The sequence below is a fragment of the Gelatiniphilus marinus genome, assembly GCF_042684345.1.
In the GTDB taxonomy this organism is placed as follows: Bacteria; Bacteroidota; Bacteroidia; order Flavobacteriales; family Flavobacteriaceae; genus Gelatiniphilus; species Gelatiniphilus marinus.
Window position 1 is genome coordinate 129,754 of record NZ_JBHULK010000004.1, and the last position, 26,564, is coordinate 156,317.

At 35.6% G+C, this 26,564-nt stretch carries 22 protein-coding genes; 13 read left to right on the plus strand and 9 right to left on the minus strand.

Annotated features, from left to right (window positions below; all coding sequences use genetic code 11):
- Positions 1-19 precede the first annotated feature (19 nt).
- The 8 genes from ACFSQS_RS11260 (at position 20) to ACFSQS_RS11295 (ending at position 4,167) form a co-directional block, all read left to right on the plus strand.
- Positions 20-391, plus strand: coding sequence for a VOC family protein (locus tag ACFSQS_RS11260; protein ID WP_388018639.1), 372 nt, complete (start codon positions 20-22; stop codon positions 389-391).
- A gap of 96 nt (positions 392-487) precedes the next feature.
- Entirely contained in the window at positions 488-994 is a 507-nt protein-coding gene (locus ACFSQS_RS11265) for a DUF4199 domain-containing protein (protein ID WP_388018642.1), read from the plus strand.
- Between the two features lie 10 nt (positions 995-1,004).
- Complete coding sequence (locus tag ACFSQS_RS11270) at positions 1,005-1,460, plus strand: DUF1801 domain-containing protein (protein ID WP_388018645.1); 456 nt, start codon at positions 1,005-1,007, stop codon at positions 1,458-1,460.
- Between the two features lie 39 nt (positions 1,461-1,499).
- Positions 1,500-1,886 carry a VOC family protein gene (locus ACFSQS_RS11275; RefSeq protein WP_388018648.1) on the plus strand — a complete coding sequence of 129 codons (387 nt, stop codon included), beginning with the start codon at positions 1,500-1,502 and terminating at the stop codon, positions 1,884-1,886.
- A gap of 49 nt (positions 1,887-1,935) precedes the next feature.
- Positions 1,936-2,700 (plus strand): sulfite exporter TauE/SafE family protein, encoded by a 765-nt coding sequence (locus ACFSQS_RS11280; protein WP_388018651.1) that lies wholly within the window; start codon positions 1,936-1,938, stop codon positions 2,698-2,700.
- 112 nt (positions 2,701-2,812) lie between these two features.
- Positions 2,813-3,280, plus strand: a complete 468-nt coding sequence (locus ACFSQS_RS11285; protein ID WP_388018654.1) for a TM2 domain-containing protein — start codon at positions 2,813-2,815, stop codon at positions 3,278-3,280.
- Positions 3,281-3,372: 92 nt separating this feature from the next.
- The gene (locus ACFSQS_RS11290; RefSeq protein ID WP_388018657.1) at positions 3,373-3,696 is read left to right on the plus strand and encodes an ArsR/SmtB family transcription factor; all 324 of its coding nucleotides are present in this window, start codon (positions 3,373-3,375) and stop codon (positions 3,694-3,696) included.
- Between the two features lie 45 nt (positions 3,697-3,741).
- Positions 3,742-4,167: an arsenate reductase ArsC gene (locus ACFSQS_RS11295; protein ID WP_388018660.1), complete on the plus strand. Its 426-nt coding sequence runs from the start codon at positions 3,742-3,744 to the stop codon at positions 4,165-4,167.
- Here the strand turns inward: ACFSQS_RS11295 and ACFSQS_RS11300 are convergent.
- The 3 genes from ACFSQS_RS11300 to ACFSQS_RS11310 are packed head-to-tail and all read right to left on the minus strand — an operon-like array spanning position 4,164 to position 7,772.
- The gene (locus ACFSQS_RS11300) at positions 4,164-5,993 is read right to left on the minus strand and encodes a GNAT family N-acyltransferase (protein WP_388018663.1); all 1,830 of its coding nucleotides are present in this window, start codon (positions 5,991-5,993) and stop codon (positions 4,164-4,166) included. The genes ACFSQS_RS11295 and ACFSQS_RS11300 overlap by 4 nt on opposite strands.
- A 22-nt stretch (positions 5,994-6,015) precedes the next feature.
- A complete protein-coding gene (locus ACFSQS_RS11305) occupies positions 6,016-7,266 on the minus strand; it encodes an aspartate kinase (RefSeq protein ID WP_388018666.1) in 1,251 nt (416 codons plus the stop codon).
- A 23-nt stretch (positions 7,267-7,289) separates the two neighbouring features.
- Positions 7,290-7,772 carry a GNAT family N-acetyltransferase gene (locus ACFSQS_RS11310; RefSeq protein WP_388018669.1) on the minus strand — a complete coding sequence of 161 codons (483 nt, stop codon included), beginning with the start codon at positions 7,770-7,772 and terminating at the stop codon, positions 7,290-7,292.
- 120 nt (positions 7,773-7,892) lie between these two features.
- Between ACFSQS_RS11310 and fbp the strand changes: the two genes are divergently transcribed.
- Positions 7,893-8,900 carry a class 1 fructose-bisphosphatase gene (gene fbp, locus ACFSQS_RS11315; RefSeq protein ID WP_388018672.1) on the plus strand — a complete coding sequence of 336 codons (1,008 nt, stop codon included), beginning with the start codon at positions 7,893-7,895 and terminating at the stop codon, positions 8,898-8,900.
- Positions 8,901-8,924: 24 nt separating this feature from the next.
- On the opposite strand, the gene ACFSQS_RS11320 is transcribed toward fbp, so the two are convergent.
- From ACFSQS_RS11320 to ACFSQS_RS11330, 3 genes are read right to left on the minus strand one after another with little or no spacing between them, the layout of a single operon-like run.
- Entirely contained in the window at positions 8,925-10,055 is a 1,131-nt protein-coding gene (locus tag ACFSQS_RS11320) for a T9SS type A sorting domain-containing protein (RefSeq protein WP_388018675.1), read from the minus strand.
- A 37-nt stretch (positions 10,056-10,092) separates the two neighbouring features.
- Positions 10,093-11,007: a hypothetical protein gene (locus tag ACFSQS_RS11325; protein WP_388018678.1), complete on the minus strand. Its 915-nt coding sequence runs from the start codon at positions 11,005-11,007 to the stop codon at positions 10,093-10,095.
- A gap of 11 nt (positions 11,008-11,018) precedes the next feature.
- The gene (locus ACFSQS_RS11330; RefSeq protein WP_388018681.1) at positions 11,019-11,447 is read right to left on the minus strand and encodes a hypothetical protein; all 429 of its coding nucleotides are present in this window, start codon (positions 11,445-11,447) and stop codon (positions 11,019-11,021) included.
- 238 nt (positions 11,448-11,685) lie between these two features.
- Between ACFSQS_RS11330 and ACFSQS_RS11335 the strand changes: the two genes are divergently transcribed.
- Together ACFSQS_RS11335 and ACFSQS_RS11340 are read left to right on the plus strand one after the other, a co-directional pair.
- Positions 11,686-13,395, plus strand: a complete 1,710-nt coding sequence (locus ACFSQS_RS11335; protein ID WP_388018684.1) for a tetratricopeptide repeat-containing sensor histidine kinase — start codon at positions 11,686-11,688, stop codon at positions 13,393-13,395.
- Between the two features lie 2 nt (positions 13,396-13,397).
- Positions 13,398-14,147 (plus strand): LytR/AlgR family response regulator transcription factor, encoded by a 750-nt coding sequence (locus ACFSQS_RS11340; RefSeq protein WP_388018687.1) that lies wholly within the window; start codon positions 13,398-13,400, stop codon positions 14,145-14,147.
- Between the two features lie 181 nt (positions 14,148-14,328).
- Here the strand turns inward: ACFSQS_RS11340 and ACFSQS_RS11345 are convergent, their stop codons facing one another.
- Together ACFSQS_RS11345 and gltB are read right to left on the minus strand one after the other, a co-directional pair.
- The gene (locus ACFSQS_RS11345) at positions 14,329-15,795 is read right to left on the minus strand and encodes a glutamate synthase subunit beta (protein ID WP_388018690.1); all 1,467 of its coding nucleotides are present in this window, start codon (positions 15,793-15,795) and stop codon (positions 14,329-14,331) included.
- Between the two features lie 4 nt (positions 15,796-15,799).
- Positions 15,800-20,314, minus strand: a complete 4,515-nt coding sequence (gltB, locus tag ACFSQS_RS11350; RefSeq protein ID WP_388018693.1) for a glutamate synthase large subunit — start codon at positions 20,312-20,314, stop codon at positions 15,800-15,802.
- Positions 20,315-20,640: 326 nt separating this feature from the next.
- On the opposite strand from gltB, the gene ACFSQS_RS11355 reads away from it, so the two are divergent.
- A complete protein-coding gene (locus ACFSQS_RS11355) occupies positions 20,641-21,657 on the plus strand; it encodes an outer membrane beta-barrel protein (RefSeq protein ID WP_388018696.1) in 1,017 nt (338 codons plus the stop codon).
- Between the two features lie 27 nt (positions 21,658-21,684).
- On the opposite strand, the gene ACFSQS_RS11360 is transcribed toward ACFSQS_RS11355, so the two are convergent.
- Positions 21,685-24,276: a phosphoenolpyruvate carboxylase gene (locus ACFSQS_RS11360; protein ID WP_388018699.1), complete on the minus strand. Its 2,592-nt coding sequence runs from the start codon at positions 24,274-24,276 to the stop codon at positions 21,685-21,687.
- Positions 24,277-24,572: 296 nt separating this feature from the next.
- Here ACFSQS_RS11360 and ACFSQS_RS11365 point away from each other — a divergent pair, with 296 nt between their 5' ends.
- Positions 24,573-26,384 (plus strand): hypothetical protein, encoded by a 1,812-nt coding sequence (locus tag ACFSQS_RS11365; protein ID WP_388018702.1) that lies wholly within the window; start codon positions 24,573-24,575, stop codon positions 26,382-26,384.
- The last annotated feature ends 180 nt before the right edge of the window (positions 26,385-26,564 follow it).

Sequence of the window (26,564 nt, forward strand, 5' to 3'; positions counted from 1 at the left end):
AATCTTAAAAAAAGAAACCATGGAATTAGGAGCGTTCTCTGCAAGCTTAAATGTTAAGGATATTAACAAGTCTATGCAATTTTATGAAACCCTTGGCTTTAGTGTTTTTGCAGGCGATATTGAAATGAACTATGTAATCATGAAAAACGGCAATGCCGTAATTGGGCTTTTTCAAGGTATGTTTGAAAATAACATTTTAACCTTTAACCCCGGATGGGACCAAAACGCAAACAAACTGGATACCTTTACCGATGTTCGCGAGATTCAAAAGCACTTAAAAAGCAAATCCATTAAACTAGAACGCGAAGCCGATGAAAACACCAACGGGCCAGCAAGTTTAGTGTTGTTCGACCCCGATGGCAATACCATTCTTGTAGATCAGCATGTTTGATTTTATGCTAAAGGATGAGCAATTTAGCACTTTAGTATGAGCTTCATTTCTTCTTACACCACTACTTTGGGTTAACTAATAAATACATAATAAATAATGAAAAGTACAGTAATTAAGTACGGCATTTATGCATTAATAAGTGGGTTTCTATTTTTTGGAGCACCCTTCTTGTTAGGCATGGAGGTAGATTATGACTATGGAGAGCTTATTGGCTACACCGCCATGATTCTTTCTTTGTTATTTGTTTTTTTCGGAATTAAACACTACCGCGATAAAGTAAATAACGGAAAAGTATCTTTAGTGAAAGCCATTGCAGTAGGAATGCTTATCGCATTGTTCGCAGCTGTTGGGGTTGCTTTGTTCGATTATATTTACACCACTCAAATAAACCCGGATTTTGCAAGCCAATACTTAGAGTATTCCATAAAAAAAATGGAAACAACCTTGCCTCCCGAAGAATTAAAAGTTAAAACCGCAGAACTCACCCAGCAAATTAAAGATTATGGCAGCCCAAGTTTTATGGCTTTTATAATGTTTGCTTCAGTAGTAATTTTAGGATTTATTATCTCATTAATTTCAGCATTAATACTTCAACGCAAATAAAAATATAACTATGCAATACCACGCCACATCACCAGAAGATTATATAAGTCAAGTACCCGAAGAGCGGCAAGACACTTTAAAAAAATTACGAAAAGTAGTTAATGATAATTTACCAAAGGGTTTTGAAGAAGGCATTATTTATAAAATGATTGGGTACTATGTACCCCATTCGGTATATCCCAATGGGTACCATTGCGACCCCAAAACACCTTTGCCTTTTATGAGTTTTGCATCGCAGAAAAATTCGGTTAATTTATACCACAGCGGAATTTACGCCAAAAAAGAATTGCACGATTGGTTTGTAAACGAATATCCAAAACATTGTAAACGAAAATTAGATATGGGAAAAAGTTGTATCCGATTTAAAAAAATGGATGACATTCCGTTTGATTTAATTGGCGAACTAACCAGAAAAATGACCTGTAAACAATGGATAGATATTTATGAAAGCGCAATAAAAAAATAAGGTTTTCGCTTTCGCGGAAATTAATAAAAACTAAATTTTATGAAAAATCGAGTAACAGGAATAGGCGGTTTGTTTTTTAAAACAAAAAACCCAAAAGAAACTAAAAATTGGTACAAAAAGCATTTAGGTTTTAATACCGATGATTACGGTTGCACCTTTTGGTGGAAAGACAAAGCAGGCAACGATTGCTCAACGCAATGGAGTCCTTTTTCTGAAAACACAAAATACTACGAGCCATCAAAAAAAGACTTTATGTTTAATTACAGAGTTGAAAATTTGCATGAATTACTTAAAGTTTTAAAAGCAGAAGGCGTAACCATTGTAGGCGAAGTAGAAGAATACGAATACGGAAAATTTGGCTGGATTTTAGATAACGATGGTAACAAAATAGAGCTTTGGGAACCTATCGATAGCGCATTTTTATAAGTCATAGTTACTTTTTTTAACAACCAACAGCCAACAACCAAAAACTAAATTGGCTTATTTAGAAATACTACACTCATTTAATTTAACTGCATTACAATATATAGCTATTGGTTTTGCTGCTTTTTTATTGGGTTTATCTAAATCAGGAATTAAAGGAATTGGTATTGTTATAGTTGTAATTCTCGCTTTTGTTTTTGGCGAAAAAACATCGACCGGCATTCTGCTTCCCCTGTTAATTTTTGCCGATATCTTTGCTGTTATTTATTATAATAGGCATGCGCAATGGCATATTATAAAAAAGCTAATCCCTTGGATGATTGTTGGTGTTTTAGTGGGCGTATGGGTGGGTAATGGTATTTCCGAAATCCTTTTTAAAAGGCTCATGGCAATCATAATAATAGGTTCTGTTACTATAATGTTTTATACAGAAAACAAAAAATCTAACAAAGTGCCAACCCATAAATTGTTTTCAACGGGCACCGGGTTTTTGGCCGGCTTTACAACTATGATAGGTAATTTAGCTGGCCCAATTTCAAATATTTATTTTTTAGCCATGCGATTTCCTAAAAATGAATTTATTGGTACCGCCGCTTGGTTGTTTTTCATTATAAACGTATTTAAACTACCTTTTCATATTTTTATTTGGAAAACGGTAACTTTAGAGTCTTTGGTTTTAAATTCGGTTTTAATTCCAACAGTTATTATTGGGTTTTTCTTAGGCGCTTATATGGTAAAGTTAATTTCAAATATTAATTACAGGCGCTTTATTTTAATTGTTACAGCTATAGGCGGTGTTATTATGTTGTTTAGATGATTTATTCTCTAAAAGTGATTTGTAGCAATTCTTTTATATACTTATAGTTTAAGAAATAGTTAATAATGTATAATTTTATTAACTTTGGGTTTAACCAAAAATATAAATAAAAATGTCTGACGATAACAAAAATTTAAGCGACGACCTAAACGACATGCTAGGCGATGCCAAAGAAGGCGCAAAAAAAGCTGCCGATAAAGCAGAAGATATAGCCGACGATGCCAAAGATAAAGCCAAAAAAATTGCTGAAGAAGCCAAAGAAACAGCATCTGAATTTGCAGATAGCGCCAAAGAAACTTTTGAAAATGTAACAGGTGAAAACAAAAAAGTTTTAGCAGGAATCCTAGGAATACTTTTTGGGGCTTTTGGCGTACATAAATTTATTTTAGGCTACCAAAAAGAAGGGATGATATTATTAGGCATAACTTTAATATCCATTCCGTTGTTTTGTGTTGTTATTGGTGCTTTAACAATTTATATAGCTCCAATTATTGGCCTTGTTGAAGGTATTATTTATTTAACAAAATCCGATGAGGAGTTTTATAACACATACCAAGTAGGCAGAAAACCTTGGTTTTAAATCCCTAAAAAAAGCTAGGGATTTGAGTCCTGGCTTTTTTTTAAAATCACAACATTGCAATATTGCAATATTACGATAATAAAAATATCAAAATGGGTATTTCAAAACTTAATTTACATACAGAAAACACTAATCAAATTGCTAGAATCAGTAAGGTTTTTGCACACCCTGCTCGTGTAGCGATTTTAAAATACATTAGCCAACAGGATGGATGTATATGTAACGACCTTGTAGATGAAATAGGTTTGTCCCAGCCCACCATCTCGCAACATTTAACGGTTATTGGCAATGAAGGACTTTTAAAAGTAATTTTTAAAGGCAAAAATAAAAGCTATCGGATTAATATAGAACGGTTTGAAGAATTTCAAATGTTGGTAACCGCTTTTTTTAATAAAACAAAATCTAATTGTTGTTAAATAATTTTTTCGCTTTCACGGAAATGAAAAAAGAACACTTTTCAAATGAAAAACATTCTAGTATTATGCACAGGAAATTCGTGCCGAAGCCAAATGGCACATGGTTATTTGAATCATTTTTTAAATAATCGATCCTACAATATATACAGTGCAGGTATTGAAACCCACGGATTAAATCCTGGTGCTTTAGCCATTATGAAAGAAGATGGTTTAAATATAGATCATCACACCTCAAACCATGTTGATGAGTACGCCGATGTAGATTTCGATTATATTATTACGGTTTGCGATCATGCCAATGAAAACTGCCCGTACATCCCAAGTAAAAACGCAAAACGGTTGCACCATAATTTTTTCGATCCCTCAAAAGTTGTGGGGACTGACGAGGAAAAACATACAGCGTTTTTAAAAGCAAGAGAAGAAATTAAGGGATATTTTAAGGAATTTGTTGAGGAATATCACTTGCGTTAACTCCCATTATTCTCCATAAACTTTCGTTCCAATTCGGCTTGAAACTCTTCCATAACGGGGCGTACGGTGCTTTCTGGCAAGTCGGCAATTTTAATGTACATAAGTCCATCAACAGAGTTGTTAAATAAAGGATCTACATTAAAAGCTACAAGTTTGGCATTTTGTTTTATGTATTTTTTTAGCAATACCGGTAAGCGTAAGGCTCCTGGCTCTACTTCATCAATTATTTTATCGAATTTGTTTAAATCGGCTTCGGTTTCATCAAAAACAAACTCTTTATCGGCGTCTTTCAGTTTTACTTTAAACTCTTTTTTGGGATGCACATATTGCGCAATATAAGGGTCGTAATAATGCGATTTCATAAACTCGATCATTAGCGATTTTGAGAAATTTGAAAACTGATTACTAATACTAACGCCACCAATTAAAAACTTGTGTTCGGGGTAGCGCAATGTGGTGTGCACAATACCTTTCCAAAGTAAAAACAAGGGCATGGGTTTTTGTTGATATTCCTTTATGATGAAAGCACGGCCCATTTCGATGGATTGGCTCATCATTTTGTACAACTCGGGCTCAAACCGAAATAAATCCTGCAAGTAAAAACCATCAATCCCGTAGCGTTCAAAAATCTGCGAACCCAATCCCATTCTATAGGCACCGGCAATTAAATTGCTTTCGTTATCCCATAAAAACATGTGGTGGTAATAGGTATCAAAACCATCCAAATCGATAGATTCGTTGGTGCCTTCGCCCACCTCGCGAAACGTGATTTCCCTTAAACGACCAATTTCCCTTAATATGTTCGGGATACTTTTGGCAGGCGCTAAATACACCTCGTAATTTTTACTTATTAACAATCTGCAATCTTCGTTTTTCAGGGCTTCAACCTCAGAAATCATGGTTTCCGAATCAACTGGCGTTACTATTTTTTTAGGAACTTTTGGGGCTTTTAACGTTGATGAAATATTATCTAAAATCTTAGATTTATCCTCAAAAGCATTGGATAACATATATGTTTTTCGTCTTAAAAATCCAGAAAATTCATCAAGGGTTGTGTGTTCTTTTTGATCGTTAACCGAAATGGCTTTACCAATTCGAACTTTAATAACCCGACGTTTTTGGGTTAAAAGCTCCGACGGTAATTTTGCGGTTCTAAAAGTATCGCTAATTTTAGAAAGCTTGTAAAACAACTTGCTGTTCTTGGCATGAAAATAAATAGGAACAATGGGCACTTCGGCTTTTTGCGCCAGTTTCATGGCAGCTTCCTCCCAGGGTTTATCCACCACCAATTTGCCATCGCGATAGGTTGAAACTTCTCCGGCTGGAAAAATACCAAGCGGATGCCCATCCTTTAAATGGCGAATCGCGTTTTTAAAACCGGCTATACTGGATTTGGCGTCTTTCCGGTCTTCAAAAGGATTTACAGGCATAATATACGGTTTCATCGGCTCGATGCGATGCAACAGAAAATTGGCTATAATTTTGAAATCGCTGCGTTGTTCCAGCATTAATTTTAAAAGTAAAATCCCATCAATGCCTCCAAGCGGATGATTGGATACGGTAATATAAGCACCGTCTTTTGGCAAGCGTTTTAGGTCTTCTTCGGGGATTTCAAACTTTATTTGAAATTCATCCAAAATCCCATTCAGAAATTCCAAATGGCTTAAATGCTTATTTCTATTGTATATTTTGTTGAGTGTAGATATTTTAAGCAGTTTCATTAAAACCCAACCCAAAAACGTACCAATAAACCCATACTTGTCCAATTGTATGGCTTTGGCTACTTCTTTGGCGGTTACCAATCCTGTATTTTGTTGTTTGGTCATGAGTGTAAATGTACTAAATAAACTATTTAGTTACTACTTGAATGGTTTCTTGTGTTAATTGTTTTAATAACACGGTTTTACCGGTTTCAATTTGCTTAATAGCACCATCGGTATAATGCCGAATGGTGTAAAGCGATACGTTTTTGTTGCAGGTGACTTTAAATTTTGCTTTTAAATGATGTAACAATTCTTCGAGATTGTTATAAATATTATCCACGCAAACCGAAAAGCTGATGGCCGAATTTTGAATCACATCTACCTTCATTTTATATTGGTGCAAAAGTTTGAAAATATCACTGATATTATCTTCAACAATGTACGAAAAATCTAAAGACGATAGGGAAATAAGCACTTGGTTTTTTTTAACGATAAAACAAGGAATCATAGGCTCTAAAGTGGTGTCTTTGCCAACCATGGTACCATCTTGTTCCGGATTAAAAAAGGATTTTACGTAAAGCGGAATCTCCTTTCTTTGTAAAGGCTGTAATGTTTTTGGATGAATAACCGAAGCCCCGTAAAAAGCCAATTCAATAGCTTCGCGATACGATATTTTATTAAGTAATTGTGCGTTTTCAAAATACCGTGGATCGGCGTTTAAAACACCCGGAACATCTTTCCAAATGGTTACACTTTCAGCATTTAGGCAGTACGCGTAAATGGCTGCGGTATAATCGCTGCCTTCTCTACCAAGTGTGGTTGTAAAATTATTGGCATCGCTTCCTAAAAAACCCTGTGTAATATTTAAAACGTTTTTGTTGAATTGCGCGGTAATTAAGTGTTGGGTGTCGACCCAATTAACATGGGCACGCCTGTAATAATTATCGGTTTTTATTTGATTCCGAACATCTATCCAATTGTTTTTTATACCAATAATGTTTAAATATTCGCTGATGATTGTAGTTGAAATAAGCTCGCCAAAACCAACGGTTTGGTCGTAAACAAAGTTGTAATCTGGCGATTTATTGGTTTTTAAAAAGCTGTTTAGCTCATCGAAAAACAAGCTTATTTTTTTAAAAACAGGATGGTTTTCATCTTCAAATAAATCTAATAAAATTTGATTGTGAAACTTTTTAATCTCTTGAATTGAGCTTTGTAACTGGGCTTTATTATTAAAATAATTTTTTAAAACCAACTCCATGACATTGGTGGTTTTGCCCATGGCCGAAACCACAATCAAGGTGTTTTTATAACCTGTTTTTTGCAACACCGCCGCTAAGTTTTTTACACCATTGGCATCTTTAACCGATGCGCCACCAAATTTGAATACTTGCATGTTTTGAGTCCCTTAATAACGGTTTATCCTAACTTCGAAATATAATCTTTTATAGCTTGTTCGTTTAAATGCACCACACACCAATCGCGCTTAACGTCGGCGCCCTTTTTCTTGTAAAATGCAATGGCAGGTTCGTTCCAATCCAGCACTTCCCAATTAACGCGTTTTACACCTAATTGGTAAGCGTATTTTATCACTTCATCTAAAAGTGCGGTGCCCAAACCAGAGCCTCTCATTTTCTCGTTAACAATTAAATCTTCCAAATGAATGGCTTTTCCTTTCCATGTCGAATAGCGATTATACACTAATGCGATGCCTTCAATACGGTTATCAACTTCGGCAACAAAACAGTGAAATTGCGGGTTTTCTCCATAGCCGTCTTTTTGTAATTCTTCAACAGTTACTTCAACAGCATCAGCTTCTTTTTCAAAAAGCGCCAATTCTTTTATTAAACGCAGCACTTGTGGCATATCGTGCGCTGTAGCGTTTCTTATTTTGTAAGTCATAGGGTTAAAATAAATTCAAATATAGTTTAAAGTTAAATATATAAACCCATTAATCTTTTACGAAAACGTTGTAGTTGGTTAAAAATTAATAGATATTTGCACAAACAAAAAACTGTTTTCATGACTAGAAAAAACCAAACTTTAGGAGAGTTTATTATTGAAAATCAAACATCGTTTAAGTATAGTTCGGGCGAGTTATCCCGACTTATTAATTCCATACGATTGGCGGCAAAGGTAGTAAATCACGAAGTTAATAAAGCTGGTTTAGTTGATATTATTGGTGCCGTTGGCGATACGAATATACAAGGTGAAGATCAGCAAAAATTAGATGTTTACGCGAACGAAAAATTTATACAAACCCTAACCAAAAGAAACATTGTTTGCGGTATTGCCAGTGAAGAAGAAGACGATTTTATTTCGATTAACAGTCAAGATGAAAACAACCAAAACAAATATGTGGTTTTAATCGACCCGTTAGATGGCTCTTCAAATATCGACGTTAATGTTTCGGTGGGTACTATTTTTTCAATTTACAGACGCGTAACTCCGGTGGGAACTCCGGTTACTTTAGCCGATTTTTTACAAAAAGGAAGCCAGCAAGTAGCTGCGGGGTATGTGGTTTACGGGACATCAACCATGCTAGTTTACACCACAGGAGATGGCGTAAACGGGTTTACCTTAAACCCTGCCATTGGTTCTTTTTATTTGTCGCATCCCAACATGCAATTTCCTGAAGACGGGAATATTTATTCGGTAAATGAAGGGAACTATATTCATTTTCCGCAGGGCATAAAAAACTATATCAAGTATTGCCAACAAGAAGAAGGCGACAGACCGTACACCTCGCGTTATATTGGTTCTTTGGTGTCCGATTTTCATAGAAATATGATTAAAGGCGGCATTTATTTATATCCGCAAAGCTCTAAAAACCCCAATGGGAAACTACGATTGCTTTATGAATGTAACCCTATGGCGTTTTTGGCTGAACAAGCCAACGGAAAATCGAGTGATGGTTTTATAAGAACATTGGATGTTGAGCCCACCGAATTGCACCAACGCGTGCCCTTTGTTTGCGGCAGTAAAAATATGGTTGAAAAATGTGAGGAATTTATGCGGGAAGCGCAATAATAAGCGGCTGTTTTTTACAGATTTTTAGTTTTGAATAACTAAGCGCTTGATTGCTTTTTTATTTTCACTTTCAAAAAACAAAATATAAACACCATTGGTTAGTTTAGATGTGTCTATAGTTGTTGTTACATCAGTAATATCAGCTTTTTTTAGCGTTCTTCCGTTTAAATCTACAACAATAACCAATCCCTTTATTTTTGATTTGATAGTAACTTTGTTTTTAGCAGGATTTGGGTAGATTTTTAATTCGGATTCTGAAATTTTATTTGTTGAAAGCGCATTACAATCCGGATAGGTGCGTCGGTCTCTAGAGTTGTTTAACCACGACCCAAAAAACCAGGCTTGGTTAATCATTTCGGTAGGGAAGCCCTCGTTATTGTTGGTTCGTAAAACGCGCTCATCATTTTCAAAAGCACTTCCGTTCCATTTTGTTTTTAAAGTTTCTGTTAAAAAATCATTGCTATCGTAAGTATAATGTCGCAACCTGTTATTTTCCCAAATAGTTCCATTCCATGTATCGGCTTTTAAAGCGGTTGGTAAATTTCCAGAATAGGTGTATGTTTCTCTTAAATCGTTATTCCAATTGCTGTTGGCAGAATTCCAAATATATGCTGTTACTACATTTAATTTTTCGTTGGGGTAATAGGTATATTCGGTTTTTAAAACATTAACCCAAACAGTATTAGTTGCGTTCCATGTTTGGCTAATTTTTTCTGTAATTAGGTTTGAAACGTTATAGGTGTTTAGTTCCCTGCTTCGAGGTTCCCAGTTATTATTGAGCCAATCGTAATTTGTTAATTCGGTTAAAATTGTTCCTGAGTATGTATATTCAGTTTTTAGATGATTTTCCCAAGTACTTGTGCTTTCATTCCAAAGTTGGTTTAAGTTTTCTATGGGCAAATCGTTGGTGTTATAGGTTACGGTTAATAACGTAGCGTTTTCTAGCATGTTGCTACCTCCAACGTCTTTAAACTTGCCTAAAGCCTCGGTAGCAAAACACTTGTTGTTAAAGAAATAGGTAACTTGCGAGAGTAAATCCCAGTTTGTACCATTCCACGAGTCGATTTCCCAAATTTCGGGAACATCTATTACATTGGGTTGCGAGTAAGCTTTCGCTGCTATGAATAATAGAAAAACAAGTATTGCCTTCTTCATTTTTTTTGGTTTAATAGCGTTGTACTTTATTTTAAGATTATCCGTCTAGTTTAAAAAGACCACGTAAGGGTTTTGTTGAGTCTTTAGGCTTTTGTTTTGCGCGGTTTATTGTACGATTTTGTTCTTTTTTTGCCCTAGCTCGGTTTCGGTTTGTTTGTGCTGTTCGTGTTCGGGAAGTGTTGGCGGGTTTGTTTTTAGCTTTTTCTGCGGGTTTTGAGTTTGATGCCGAAGTTGAATTGTTGTTTTCTACCGGCACTTTAGGTTTTAGCGCATAGCCATTACTTTTTCTAAAAACAATGGCTCTTAATAGAGCTACTGATGGATTTATAGTTTTAGAATTTATAGTATCGTAAATTGCAATAGCCTCACTATATTTTTTTTGTTCTTCGTAAATCATGGCAAGTAAAAGGCTTTCTTGTGCAGTTGCTAAATGGCTTTGGCTTAAAGGGTTTTCTTGAATGCTTTTTTTTACATCTTGCTCTGCTTTTTTTAAATCTCCAATAAAATAATAAAACTGTCCACGATTAAAATAATTAGAGTAATGGGGCTGCATTGCTACGGATTCATTAAGTCTTTCAATTCTGGTGGAATCTATTTTTTTGGAACGGTATTGTTGTAAAACATCTTGTTTTTTTTGTTCAATAATATCGAAATATGCATTGCAAGAATACACAAGTTCGTACTTAAGTTTTTGGTGTAATTCCCGTCTTATTTTTTGACCAACTATAAACTTTTGTGTTTTGTCTTCCTCTTTTATTTCAGCTTCTATTAAAGAAGCATAAGTAGTCATTTGTTTTGCAAAACACGCATCGAAAATTTTATTGGCAGTTTGCAAGGTGTTTTTTTTAGTTTCCAAACAAGCACAAATATCGGCTTTATAGTTTTCTTTATAATTTTGAGAATAGCCGTTTAAACTAAAAAAAAGAAGTGGTAAAATTAATAAGTGTTTCATTTTAGTATGTTTTAATCATCTTCTTCATTTGTGCCAACTAGCGTGTTTTTAATATATAGAACGCAATATTTTAAAGCTTTTTTTGCTTTATTCAAATTTAAGGTGGCTCGCCCTTTGTTTACAAAAGAGGTTTTGCTATTTGCTATATCGTCTATAATATCCGGAAAAACTTGCCAAAGGCTATCTACATCGTTCTGGGCACTTTCAAACAGTTCAGCTTCTAAATCTCCGGGAATTTCAACGCCAACATGGGTAAGGCTATCGTGTACGTAAACCTTGTTGTATAGTTTGTAGGTAATATCTACAAACTTATCTGCGCTTTCTATTTTAGAATATCGTTTTGGTTTTGATAGCCTTTTTTCCTGAGACCTACCATGTATTGGCATAAAAAAAGACAGACAAAAAACAGTAAGTAAAAACTTGTTTTTGAGGGATTTCATAATAATATTGATTAATAGCTTTTATAAATTTAAGTGTTAAAGTTAAAAATGGCTATGTTAAATTATTATTTGTGTGTGTTTTGTTATTATTCGTTAATTATTTTAAAAATTTAATAAAGATTATTCTGTTGCTTATTTGTACTTTTAAAACTTTTAACCAACTAACAAAGTGTACTTTGTTCCCTAATTTTTTTGTATGATTAAGAGTTTGTGTTATTTTGTATTCCTTTTTTCAACAATGCTATTTTCTCAGCACAACGAATTAGATTCCATTAAAAATATTATTAAAAACTATAAAACATTTGATACAACTTATGTTAATTTGAGAACGCATTATTCAAGAAAAACACTATCGTTACGCCCACAGGATAGCACCCAGATCGATTTTGCCAAACAAACGCTTAAAGTATCAAAAGAAATAGGTTTTAAAAAGGGTGTTTTACAATCGTATCAGGTTATTGGTGTTGTGCATCAATACATTCTTTCAAATCCTTACCTCGCCCTGGATTACTACCATAAAGCCATGGCTATTGGCAGTGAAAACCCATCTTTAAAATTAGAATCTGTAAAATTAAACAGCTATTTGGGCGTGCTTTATTACGAATTGGAAGAGCACAGAAAAGCAATACCTTATTTTAAAAAGATTATAAAATACTACCCAAGTTTTAGTTCTTATGAAAATTTAGGAAACATTTATGGTAAATTAAAAAAGAACGATTCCGCACTTTATTATTTAAACAAAGCTTTAGAGTTAGAAAGAAAAGCCAAAAACGTTATTTATTTAAGCCATACACTTAGCAATTTGGCATTAATTAAAAGTAGAATAAACAAGATTGATAGTGCCAAAATTAACATTGAAGAAAGTTTAGAGCTATTAAATAAGTATAACTTGGAAATGGTTAGAATACCAGTATATCTTAACGCATCCGAAGTTTATATGAACAATGCCGAATTAGATATTTCAGAAAAATATGCTTTAAAAGCCTTATCCTCAAAAAAATCCTTAAAAAACGCTAATCTCGAAAAAGCAATTTGGCAGGCATTGTATAACGTATATCAAAAAAAAGGAGATTACAAACAGGCACTTAAAGCACACACAAAATATACGGTTTTAAAAGATAGCCTTATAAACAACAGCAAAAAATTAGAGATTTCGAGAAAGCAAATCCAATTTGACGCAGATAAAGAAAAGCTCTTAGCGCAAAACGAAGCTGAGCATCAAAAAACACTAACTACGGCGGCAATAATTACTGGGAGTGTATTGTTAATAAGCGCTTTAATAGGTTTTCTGTTTTACAAAAGAAAACAAAAATCGGACTTTAAAGCCAAAGTTTCAGCTACCGAATTAAAAGCTTTACAAGCACAAATGAATCCGCATTTTATATTCAATTCACTAAACTCCATAAACAGTTATATTATAAATAACGACACAGAATCGGCAACAAATTATTTAACCAAATTTTCACGGTTAATTAGAAAAACATTAGAAAACTCAACAGAAAAAGAAATTCTACTTAAAAACGATATTGAGGTTTTAAAAAATTACTTAGAGATTGAAAAAAAACGACTTAACAATAGCTTTACCTACAGCATTAAAATTAATGATAACCTTGATGCCAATAACACCTTAATTCCACCTTTAATTTTGCAGCCTTTTTTAGAAAACAGCATTTGGCATGGCATAGCACCAATGGCAAATGCTGGACATATTGATATAACATTTAAAAAAGAAGCTAATATGCTATTCTGCTCTGTAGAAGATAACGGCGTTGGAAGAAAACATGCTAAAAAGGATAAAAAACAGAATAAATCATTCGGAATAAATTTAACCAAAAGTAGAATTGATATTATAAATTCTCAGAATAAAACAAAAGGAAGCCTTAACATAATTGATAAACAACAAGGTTTAAGAGTTGAAGTTAAATTGCCTTTAAAACAAGCTTTTTAATTATGATAAAAACTATAATAATTGATGATGAGCAGCATTGCATAGATGCTGTTTTAAAACTAACCTCAAATTACCCAGATGTTTTTAATATTGTAGGTACGTTTGATACCGTTAAAAAGGGTTTCGAAGCCACCAAAAAACTTCAACCGGAACTGGTTTTTTTAGATGTTAAAATAAACAATGAAACAGGATTTGATTATTTAGAACAGATTGGGCATATTGATTTTAATATTATTTTCACAACCGCTTTTGAAACTTATGCCGTCGAAGCATTTCGTTTTAGCGCACTTGACTATTTACTAAAACCTATTGATAAAGACGATTTTCACGCCACCGTATTAAAGCTTAAAAATGTAGTTGAAACCTCTTATTTAAAAAACAAGATAGATGTATTACTTCATAATTTAAAGGTTGAAAATGCCTTAAAAAGAATTAGTATTGCCACACCAGATGGTTATGTATTTGTTGAAGTTTCAGATATTTTATATTGTAATGCAGATGTTAATTATACACATATTTTTACCAAACAAGGAAACAAAATAACAACAGCCAAAACCTTAAAAGTCTTTGAAAAACTTCTTTTAAACAACCATTTTTTTAGAGTTCATAATTCTTACTTGGTTAATTTGTTTTATGTGAAAAAATACACCAAAGGAAAAGGTGGCTACGTAACCATGAAAGACAATACCACTATAGATGTTTCGGTAAGACGTAAAGACGAATTTATAAAAAAGTTTATACAGTTATCATAAAAGCAACTGTCTAAAAAGTCCTTTGGGTTTAATTTGTCAGGTTGAGCTTGTCGAAACCGACCTTGATTGTCAATAAGTTAAAATACTTCGTCAAAGCCTGTGCAGAGCGCAGTCGAAGTACTCAATATGACATAGTTTTTTACTTTTTAGACAGCCCCTCTATAGCATATGTATAGATTTATTAATGTACACCAACCAAATCGCCAGCAGCATTTTTAGTGGCTAAATCAGATTTGCCCATTAAATAAATATCAACTTGTCGAGCCGCTTCCCTACCTTCGGAAATGGCCCAAACAATTAATGATTGTCCGCGACGCATATCGCCAGCTGTAAATATATTCGGTATATTGGTTTGGTATTTTCCGTATTCAGCTTTATAGTTTGAACGTGCATTTTTTTCAATGCCAAGTTTATCGGCCAAAGTGCTTTCAGGACCTGTAAAGCCTAAAGCTAAAAGTGCTAAATCGCAAGGCCATGTTTTTTCGGTGCCTTCAATCTCTAACAGTTTTGGGCGTTCGCCAGGAATCATTTTCCACTCGACATTTATGGTTTTTAAAGCCGTGAGTTTTCCGTTTTTATCGGTTAAAAATTCTTTTGTGTTTATTAACCAGTTACGCTCAACACCTTCTTGATGAGAAGACGATGTTTTTAACTGTAAAGGCCAATATGGCCACGGAGTAGTTGGCGAACGATGCCCTGGAGGTTTTGGCATAATCTCAAAATTCACTACCGATTTTGCACCTTGGCGATTTGATGTGCCTACACAATCCGAACCTGTATCGCCACCACCAATTACTATTACGTTTTTATCGGTTGCCAATACTTGATTTTCTACTTTTTTGCCAAATAACACTTTGGTTTGCTGGGTTAAAAAATCCATGGCTTGCACCACGCCATCGGCATCAATACCTGGGGTTGGTAAGCTGCGTCTTTTAGTAGCACCTCCACAAAGTACAACGGCATCAAAGGCTTTTAATTCTTCAACATCATAGTTTACGCCAACATTTACATTGGTTTTAAATGTGATGCCTTCGGCTTCTAAAATAGCAAGACGACGGTCGATAATTTCTTTTTCCATTTTAAAATTAGGAATTCCATAGCGTAATAGACCGCCTATTTCATCATCACGTTCAAAAACTGTTACTGTATGTCCAGCTCTGTTTAATTGTTGTGCGGTAGCTAATCCAGCTGGCCCCGAGCCAACAATGGCAATGGTTTTTCCAGTTCTAACTTTTGGTGGCTGAGGTTTAATCCAGCCTGCTTCAAAAGCGCGCTCAACTATATTTTTTTCGATATTTTCTATAGAAATAGGGTCTTCAATTATACCCAAAACGCAAGCTTGCTCGCATGGTGCAGGGCATAAGCGTCCTGTAAATTCAGGGAAATTATTTGTAGAATGTAGTATCCAAGAGGCTTTTTGCCATTCACCTTGATGCACCATGTGGTTAAAATCTGGGATTAAATTCCCTAGTGGGCAACCACTATGGCAAAAAGGAATACCGCAATCCATACAGCGAGACCCTTGTTTTTTTTGTTCCTCTTCTGAGAGCGGAATTGTAAATTCTTTATAATGTTTTACACGATCCTTTACAGGCGTGTATGTTTCATTTTTTCTTTCAAACTCTTTAAAACCTGTTATCTTTCCCATCGTATTATGCTGTTTCTAATGCTTCAACTAGTATTTCTCCTTTTGCTAAACGCTTCAAAGCTTTTTTATACTCAGTCGGCATTACCCGAACAAAATCTTTTAAGCTGTTTTCCCAATTTTTTAATAATCTTTTACCAAGATTACTGTCTGTATATAAAACATGTTTTTCAATCAAAGCTTTTAAATCGTTGGCATCATCATCCAAAATATCCTCAAATTCAATGGTTTCGGTATTGCACAATCCGTTAACAAATTTGTTTTCAGGATCGTAAACATAAGCAATACCACCACTCATTCCAGCGGCGAAATTTCGTCCTGTTTTGCCTAAAACAACAACTTTTCCACCAGTCATATATTCACAGCAATGGTCGCCAACGCCTTCAACTACTGCGGTTGCGCCCGAGTTACGCACCGCAAAACGCTCGCCAGCAATACCGTTAATATAGGCTTCACCTTCAACGGCACCGAACAAACAAACGTTTCCAACAATAATGTTGTTTTCCGCGATAAAGGTTGCTTTTTCGGGTTTCTTAACAATTAGTTTTGCGCCAGATAAGCCTTTCCCTAAATAATCGTTTGTATTTCCTTCTAATTTAAACGTTAATCCGTGTGCGCCAAAGGCTCCGAAACTCTGTCCTGCTGAACCTGTAAAATTGATGTTTAGGGTATCTTCAGGCAATCCCAGATGGCCATATTTTTTAGATATTTCGTTGCTTACAATAGCGCCAACCGTTCGGTTTATGTTATGGATTGGATAGGCTAAAGTCATTTTTTCTTTTCTGTACAGTGCTGGGTGGGAATCTTTCAGGATTTGAAAATCCATAACATCATCTAAAACATGGTCTTGTTTTTTAGTATTGCGAACTTCCATTTCTTTGTAAACTGCTGGTCTGTGTAAGATTGAAGATAAATCCAAGCCTTTTGCTTTATAGTGTTTTATGGCTTTATTGGCGTTAATTTTATGGGTTTGACCAATCATTTCGTCCATGGTTCTAAACCCGAGTTGTGCCATGATACCACGCAATTCTTCAGCGATATAATAGAAGAAATTAATAACGTGTTCTGGTGTGCCTTTAAAGTTTTTGCGCAATTCTTTATCTTGAGTAGCGATTCCAACGGGACAGGTGTTTAAGTGGCATTTGCGCATCATAATACAGCCCGAGGCTACTAAAGGAGCTGTGGCAAAACCAAACTCTTCTGCGCCTAATAATGTAGCAATGGCCACATCGCGCCCTGTTTTTAACTGGCCATCGCATTCTACAACAATTCTGCTTCTTAATTTATTTAAAACCAAGGTTTGTTGTGCTTCGGCTAAACCGAGTTCCCAAGGCAAACCAGCGTGTTTTAAAGAGGTTAATGGCGATGCGCCCGTGCCACCATCGTATCCTGCGATTAAAACCACATCGGCTTTGGCTTTGGCAACGCCGGCTGCAATAGTGCCAACACCAACTTCTGAAACGAGTTTTACGTTTACCCTGGCTTCGCGATTGGCGTTTTTTAAATCGTAAATAAGTTGTGCTAAGTCTTCAATGGAATAAATATCGTGATGCGGTGGTGGCGAAATTAACCCCACAAAAGGAGTGGAGTTACGTGCCGCGGCAATCCATGGCAGTACTTTTTCGCCTGGTAATTGTCCGCCTTCGCCGGGTTTTGCACCCTGCGCCATTTTAATTTGAATCTCTTTGGCATTTGTTAAATAATGCGATGTTACCCCAAAACGACCAGATGCTACTTGCTTGATGGCCGAATTGCGATTATCGCCATTGGCATCGATATGAAAACGGTTTCTGTCTTCGCCACCTTCTCCAGAGTTGGATTTGCCACCAATACGGTTCATGGCAATTGCCAGATTTTCGTGTGCTTCACGAGAAATAGATCCGTAAGACATGGCACCTGTTTTAAAACGTTTTACAATCTCTGTCCAGGGTTCTACTTCATCTAACGGAATGGGGTCTAAATTATCAAATTCAAATAATCCACGAATGGTCATTAAATTTTCAGACTGTTCGTTAATAGCTTTAGCATACACATCGTAGCTGGCTTGATCGCTCAATCTTACTGCTTGCTGCAATTTTGCAAGCGTTGTTGGGTTGAACATGTGGCGTTCGCCATTGCGTCGCCAACGGTAATCGCCACCAATATTTAAGCCTAATCGTTTGTCTATTAATATATCTGGATAGGCGTATTTGTAACGTTCGTTAATTTCTTTTTCAATTTCGTATAATCCAATACCTTCAATTCTTGAAGCGGTATATGGGAAATATTTTTCAACAAAAGAAGAATTAAAACCTACAATTTCGAATATTTGAGAACCTCGATACGAATGTAAGGTAGAGATTCCTATTTTGTTCATTATTTTAAGGATACCTTTCCCTATGGCTTTGTTAAAATTATCGACAGCCTGTTGCTCGTCCATGCCTTCAATAAACCCTTCTTTTACTTGCATTCTTATAATTTCGTTTACCATGTACGGATTTACGGCACTGGCGCCATAACCAATTAATGTAGCAAAATGATGCGGCTCGCGAGGTTCGGCAGATTCTATGATAATATCGAAATACGAGCGTTTGCGCAAACGATTCATTTGATGGTTCACATAAGAACAGGCCAATAACGGCGGAATAGGAGCAAATACTTTGTTTACACCTCTATCTGAAAGTATGATGATGTTTGTTTTGCGGTCGAGAGCTTTTTCGATTTGAACGATAATGGCATCCAGAGCATCTTCAAGTCCGTTTAGTCCTTGTGCTTTTGGATAGAGCATTTCTATGGTTTCGGCCTTAAAGCTTTCAACGGTAATGTGTCTTATTTTTTCTAAATCGGTATTGGATATTACGGGATTTTGGATTTTTAATTTTCTACATTGCCTTTCGGAAATACTGAAAATATTACGGTCTTTGCCTAGGTTTAAGCTAATATCGGTTACAATTTCTTCGCGAATGCCATCTAAAGGCGGGTTGGTAACTTGGGCAAATAGTTGTTTAAAGTAGTTTGAAATAAGTTGGGGTCTGTCTGATAAAACCGCCAATGGCGTATCGGTTCCCATAGAGCCCAAGGCTTCTTTAGCGTTTACGGCCATTGGAGTGATAACCTCTTGAATATCCTCGAAGGTATAATTGAATAAACGCTGGCGGGTTTTTAAATCGATGGTTTCAATCGGGCAAGTTTCGTTGTTGTACGGAATGTCTTTTAAATGCAAACGGGTTTTGTCCAACCATTCTTGATAGGGTCTTTCCGATACGATTTTACTTTTAATTTCTTCGTCGTTAATAATGCGGCCCGCGTTCATATCAACCAGAAACATTTTTCCGGGTTCTAAGCGGCCGTGGCTTTCAATAGCTTCGGGGGCAATATCGACCACCCCAATTTCAGAGGACATGATTAGTTTGCCGCTTTTGGTAACGGTGTATCGCGAAGGTCGCAATCCGTTTCTATCCAGTAAGGCGCCAATGTAATTGCCATCTGTAAAAGGTACCGATGCGGGACCGTCCCAAGGCTCCATAATACAAGCGTTGTATTCGTAAAAGGCTTTACGCTCTGGCGACATGGTTTTGTGTTTTTCCCAAGCTTCGGGAATCATCATCATCATCACTTCTGGTAACGAGCGTCCGGTGTGGGTTAATAATTCTACCACCATATCCATGGATGCGGAATCTGATTTTCCTGGTAATATAACAGGAAATAATTTATCGATTTGAGGGCCAAAAACATCACTTTTCATAATTTCTTCGCGAACGCGCATACGGCTTACATTGCCTCGAAGTGTGTTGATTTCTCCATTTTGGCACATAAACCTAAAGGGTTGTGCGAGTTCCCAAGTGGGCATGGTGTTGGTAGAAAAACGCTGGTGCACCAATGCCAATCGAGTAACTAAATCGGTTTCTTGTAAATCTTTATAATAGGGGCCAATGTCTTCGGGCATAATAATACCCTTGTAAATTAATGTGGTTGTTGATAGGCTTGATACATAAAAATATGAACTTTCAGACATTTTGGAATTGGCTATAGTATGTTCGGTAATTTTACGTGCCGCATAGAGCTTTGCTTTAAAAACATCTTCAGAAATATCGTTTGTTTTTTCGATAAATATTTGTTCGATATTGGGTTCTGAAGCCAAAGCGATTTCGCCCAATTGGGTAGAATCGACAGGAACTTTCCGCCAACCCAAAACCGATAGGCCTTGGGCAACTATTTCTTTTTCGAAACTGTCTTTACAGAATTTATATTGGTTAAGGTTTTTTGGCAAAAACACCATGCCCACAGCATATTTACCCTGTGCCGGAATTTCAAAGTCGCAAACCCGTTTAAAATAAGTGTGCGGAATATCGATTAAGAGACCTGCACCATCACCTGTTTTTCCATCGGAACTCACACCGCCTCTGTGCTCCAGTTTTACCAAAATCTCTAAAGCATCGTGTATAATTTGGTTGGTTTTTTCGCCGTTGAGATTGCATATAAAACCTGCACCACAATTTTCGTGTTCAAATTCGGGTAAATAAAGTCCTTGTTTCTTCAGCATAATCAACAAATTTTAAATTAAAAATAGGCCTTGATTAGCTAATATATACACTAAGGTTTGATTTGTAATAAGGGTTGAGTTATTATTCCGATTTTAAAAATATACCCAAGCCCAAACTAATTATATATCAGTTAAACAATAATATTTTAATAAATATTCAATTGCTAAAAAATTGGCTTTAAGCTTATAATAAATAATTAATGTGGCTTGTTTGTTTTTCATCAAAATAAAAAATGGGTCAAAAAAAACAGGGCTTGTATTTTTTTTATAATTTTGACCCGCTTTTTTAGGAAAACTAAAGACTTACAACCGGCCATTTGATTATTATGAAACAACTTACAACGCTCTTGATGCTGTTTTTAGCAACGGTATTATTTGCTCAAGATCCAGCAATAGCCAATAAATTAAGTGTTGGCGGAACTGTTGATGCGTATTACCAAACCAATTTAACCTCGACCGATAAAGCCAATCCTATATTTAATGGTGGTGATGGGGGCGCTCAATCTTTTGGTACATCGTTTGCCAACCAAACAGGGTTTGGGCTGGGTATGGCAAATATTATAGTGTCTTATAAAGGTGAAAAAACCGGTGCTGTTTCAGATCTTGCTTTTGGTACTCGCGGATTGCAGGCAGTTGGAGCAGATACCGATGTTTTTATTAATCAATTATATGCCTATTGGGAGGTGTCTAAAAAAACCACTTTAACACTTGGTAGATTTAACACGTATTTGGGTTACGAGGTTATCTCTCCTTCCGGAAACTTTAATTACAGTACGTCTTACCTGTTTTCTAGCGGCCCGTTTTCGCATGTTGGCCTAAAAGCAGATTTTGCCTTGACCCAAGATTTTAGCTTAATGCTGGCAATAATGAACCCAACAGATGTTAATAACGACTTGGTTGGCGGTTATGCAATAGGCGCACAATTAGGGTATGCTGGCCATTTTTTGAATTTTTATTATGATGATGATGAGGTTTTGGGATTTGAAGTAGATTACACTGGCGGCATTGATGTTTTTGATAAGTTCTATCTTGGCATTAACGCAGGTTATTCAGATAATGCAGGTAGTGGTTTTTACGGTGTTGCACTATATCCGCAATTAGCAACGTCTGATAATTTTTCAATTGGTTTGCGAGGCGAGTATTTTAATTGGAAAACGGATGGAGCTCTCGATGAGCCACATGTGTTTTCAATAACCCTTACCGGAAGCTATACCGTTGAAAATTTAATTATTAAACCCGAGCTGCGTTTAGATAGTAATTCTGAAAAAGTTTATTTTGATAGCGATTTAATGCCTGTAAATAGTTTTGCGGCCTTAACGCTAGCAGCGATTTATATGTTTTAAAACAGCGTTTATTTTATATCAAAGTTTTTAAGCCGAATTCCTACTTGCATTAATATTGCCAAATAACGAGCGTGTTACTATTTTTTCGAAAATTTTCTTTTCCTCGTTATCATTGCCAACACCTTGTTTTTCTAGTACCTGAATTTGTTTAAGCGCATATTGCTGTATGGTTAGCAAGGGCAAAACAATAGATTCCCTAACCTCTATGGATGCTTTCCCGGTAGGTTCGTTTTCCATTAATGCACTGTAACCTGTAAGCTTTAATATAAGTCTCTTGGTTGTTTCGTATTCAGTGTAAATTATATTCCAGAAATCGCCAAATTCTTCGTCTTTGGACATGTATTTTGTTAAATCGAAAAACGATTTTGTTAAAGACATCATGCTGTTTTCTAGAAGGGTTTTAAAGAATTTGGAGTTGCTGTAAAGTTGTTCGACCTTATTAAACTGGCCGGCATCTTCGTATTTTTTAAGTGCTGTACCAACCCCAAAAAAGCCTGGAACATTTTGTTTAAGCTGGCTCCAAGACCCTACAAACGGGATGGCTCTTAAATCTGAAAACACTAATTTGTCTGAGTTGCCGCGTTTTGATGGGCGGCTTCCAATATTGGTTTTGGAATAGTATTTTAAGGTGCTCATACGTTCTAAATACGGAATGAACATGGGGTGGTTTTTAAAGTTTTTATAAGATTGGTAACTGGTTTCGGCCAAATCTGTCATTACCGCCCTGTCGTCGTCCGATAATCTGTTGCGCTCACCAGAAATCCTGTTGTCTATGCCCGAGCTTATAAGTTGCTCTAGGTTGTATTGCGACGATTCTAGGGTGCCAAAATTAGAGCTAATGGTTTGGCCTTGTATGGTAAGCTGTACTTCCTTGTCTTCAATAGTGGGGCCTAAAGAAGAATAGAATTGGTGCGTTTTACCACCGCCTCTTGCTGGTGGTCCGCCGCGGCCATCAAAAAATATGGCGGTAATATCGTGTTTTCTGGATATTTCGGTAAGCAGTTCTTTGGCTTTAAAAATGCCCCAATTGGCCATTAAATAGCCACCGTCTTTTGTGCCATCTGAAAAACCGAGCATTATGGTTTGTTTGTTGCCTCGACTTTTTAAATGGGCTTTGTAAGCGGCATTTGTGTAAAGCTGCTCCATAACTGCCGGGGCGTTTTCTAAATCGGTTATGGTTTCAAAAAGCGGTACAACATCAACGGTTAACTGGTCTTTAAAAGCGACCATTTTTAGCATTGAAAAAAGCTGCATAACGTTTAAAGCGGTTTGGTTGTTGCTTATTATGTATCGATGTGCACCCCGCTCGCCATTTGTGGATTGTATGGATTTTATGGCCTCAATGCTCTTTAGGGTGTTTTGTACCATTTCGTCTTCAAAAGCATCGATATCTATAGATTCGGAACCTGCTTTTGATAGTATTTCCAGTTGTTCGGTTTCGGTTAAGCTATTGTAGTTTTTAGGAAACCAACTGCTTCCGTTTTCAATTAAACGGTTTATTACGGTATTGAATACTGTGGTGTGAATTCTGCTATCTTGCCTAATATCAAGCGTGGCAAAATGGTATCCGAACAGGTGAATTCTGTTTAGTAAATTATCAATTTCTTTTACGTACAGCGATTGGTGCTCTTTTATTATGTAGTTTTTTATGCTTGTTAGTTCTGCAATAAGGTCTTGTAAAGAAATGGTTTTGCTTGTGTTTAAATTGATGCTGTAATTGTACAGTATGGTTTCTAAATTGATAATTCTGTCTTCTACGTTTCTAAAGGTAAGCTTACGCCTTAAGGCCCTTAAATCTAAATGGTATTTTTTAAGGATGGCTTTTTTTAATTTTTTGGCAACTTTTAGGGTTGTTTTTGGCTTTACAAAAGGGTTGCCGTCTCGGTCTCCACCGGGCCAAAAACCAATATTTATAATTTCGTTGTGTTTTTTGTTTTCAATATAGATGTTCTGTTGGATATAATTGTATATTTCCCCGAATGAAGAGTAAAATACGTTCTCCAAATACCAAATAAGGCTTTTGGCTTCGTTGTAAGGTGTGGGTTTTTCGCGTTTAAAAAACGGTGTTTTTCCCAATTGCGCAAATAGGCTACTAATATCGTTTAGGTTGTTGTCTTTAATGGCTTCTGTTAAATCGGTAATAATTCCTAAAACCGGGCCAGGGTAAAATTGTGTAGGATGTGCCGTTAATACAATACGTACCTTAAATTCTTCAAGGTAGGCTATTAAATCGTCTATTTTGTTTTCTGCTTTGGCTCTTTCTTTAAGGTTTCTTAGGGTGCCAATGCCTTCCATATTGTTTATTATTGGGAATGCAGCATCTTCTACGGCATCAAATAAAACCACTTGTCTTTCAATGTATTGTATAAAACGGAATAATAAATTGATTTGGCTTTCTCGGTTTCGACGGGCTTGGTATTTTTTAAAAAACGTATCTACAATGGTTGTTGGGTCGTCTTCATTGGCAAATCCTTTTTTGCAGGTTTCGTAAAATAAAGGGAGCAACACTCCTGTTTTAGTTATTGATTCAAAAGGCAATGTCATGAATATACTGTTGTATATCTGGAATTTAGACAGTACGTTTTGTTTAAATCTAACTAATTTTGGTTCTACAGACATAATAGCGATCGAATTGAGAATTAACCGTAAAAATACTAAAGCTTAGGTAAACAGCATAGGTGCGTTTAAGTTTTATCGATTTTTGTTGTTTTGCAGCTACTTGTTAAGAATAATTAAACAAAACAAGGGTTGTGCGTGCATCTTTAATAATTTTTTTTTGTTTAAAATCAATAACTTTTTTGTTAATTAAAATATTCAGTCCTTTGCTTTTTTTAACAAACGGCAAGTTAAAGTATGACATTTGTCATGTTCCATGAACAATAAACGTAGTATATTTGCCGATTAATCTAGCGCGTATGAAAAAAACACATTCCTTTCATATTCCTGTTATGGGAATAGGATTTACAATAGACACCCCTTTAAAAGTAGCACAGTATGGTATGGATTCTGTAATTTCTCTTGTTGACGATATTTTACTTGAGAAGTTAAGAAAAATGTACAGCGAAAAATTTAAAATGCCCTATGAGGAAATCTCGGATAAAATAGAAGATTTTAGAGCAAAAAGGATTACCTCTTACCTTAACTTAATTAGCGATTTGGCCCAGAAAAAATTTGAATCGCTAAAACAAATAACCTCCGATAAAAGCGACGATTTAATCGAGTACATAAACATGCTGCCAAACAACTCGAGCATAAAACAAGAGTTTAAAAAATTAACAGCCAAAGACTACAGTTTTTCGGACCTAAAAACTTGGGCCAACAACAACCTAACCATGGGAAGCATAGATGTTAATATAATGACCAAGGTGGATAAGGACAATTATAAGAAAAACGAAAAACTGCCCGTAGAATATAACGATGCCCATGCTGCCTTAAGAGGCTTTGCCAATAGCAAATTAAGCTCTGCCGTTGTGCTTTCTGCAGGAATGAACCCAAGACTGTACAGTTACATGTCTCAGTTTAACGATTTTTTCCCTGATGAAAACGGTAACTTAAAAAAGAAGATTATTTTAAAAGTAAGCGACTACAGATCGGCATTAATACAAGGTAAGTTTTTAGCTAAAAAAGGACTGTGGGTTTCAGAATATAGAATCGAGTCTGGCCTTAATTGCGGCGGGCATGCTTTCGCCACAGATGGTTATCTTTTAGGACCTGTTTTAGCAGAATTTAAAGAAAAACGCGAAGAATTAAAAACAGATATTCAAGCACTTTTAAATCAAGAGCTTTTAAATCAAAATAAAGTGGTGCCAAACAAAGCATTACCTATTCAAATAACAGCCCAAGGAGGTGTAGGTACAGATGAAGAACACGAGTTCCTTATTAAGCAATACAATTTAGACTCTGTGGGTTGGGGATCGCCATTTTTGCTAGTTCCAGATGCAACAACAGTTGACGAAAAAACAATTCAGCAACTAGCAGATTCTAAAGAAAAAGATTTGTATTTAAGCGATATTTCGCCTTTAGGAGTGCCGTTTAACAACCTTAGAGCCAACACAAAAGATATTGAGAAGCAGGTTTTAATAGACAAAGGAAGACCTGGTAGCTCTTGTCCTAAAAAGTTTGTAGCACTCAATAAAGAATTTAAAGAAACAGGTATTTGTACAGCATCCAGAGAATATCAATATTTAAAAATAAAGGACTTAAAAGCACAAGAGCTATCCAAGGAAGATTACGAGCAGAAGTACCATAAAATCATTGAAAAATCTTGCACCTGTGTTGGTTTAGGTACATCAGCTTTGTTAAAATATAACTTAGAGACTAAAGTGGAGGGCGAGGGTGTTTCTATTTGCCCAGGGCCAAATATGGCTTATTACTCTAAAGTTATGACACTAAAAGATATAACCGATCACATATACGGAAGAGCCAACATGATAAGCAGAAACGATCGTCCAAACTTGTTTATTAAGGAGTTGTATATTTACATAGATTATTTAAAAAATAAATTAGAAGCCTCTAAAGCATCTTTTAATAAAAAAGAAGAAAAATACCTTTTAAATTTTACCAATAACATGAAAGAAGGTGTGATGTATTATCAAAATTTATTTAAAAGTGTAAAAAATGTATTCGAAGACATTAAAACATCAGCTTTAAAAGAATTGGATAAAAGCGAATTAACATTAAACGAAATTAATTTAGAAATAAAAAAGCTATCTGCTGTAACTGTTTAATTTAGGTTTTTAAATTTGGGAGTTTTTAGTTAAGGTTTAATTAGGGTTTCTGTAGCCCCAAACCTTGGTGTTTATTCCTAAAAATCCTGTCCCTATAACTGTAAGGAGTAGGTATAAACAACAAATCTAGTTTTTGCCCCTAGGTTAAAATGAAACGAGCAAAACCTTTACTTGGCACAT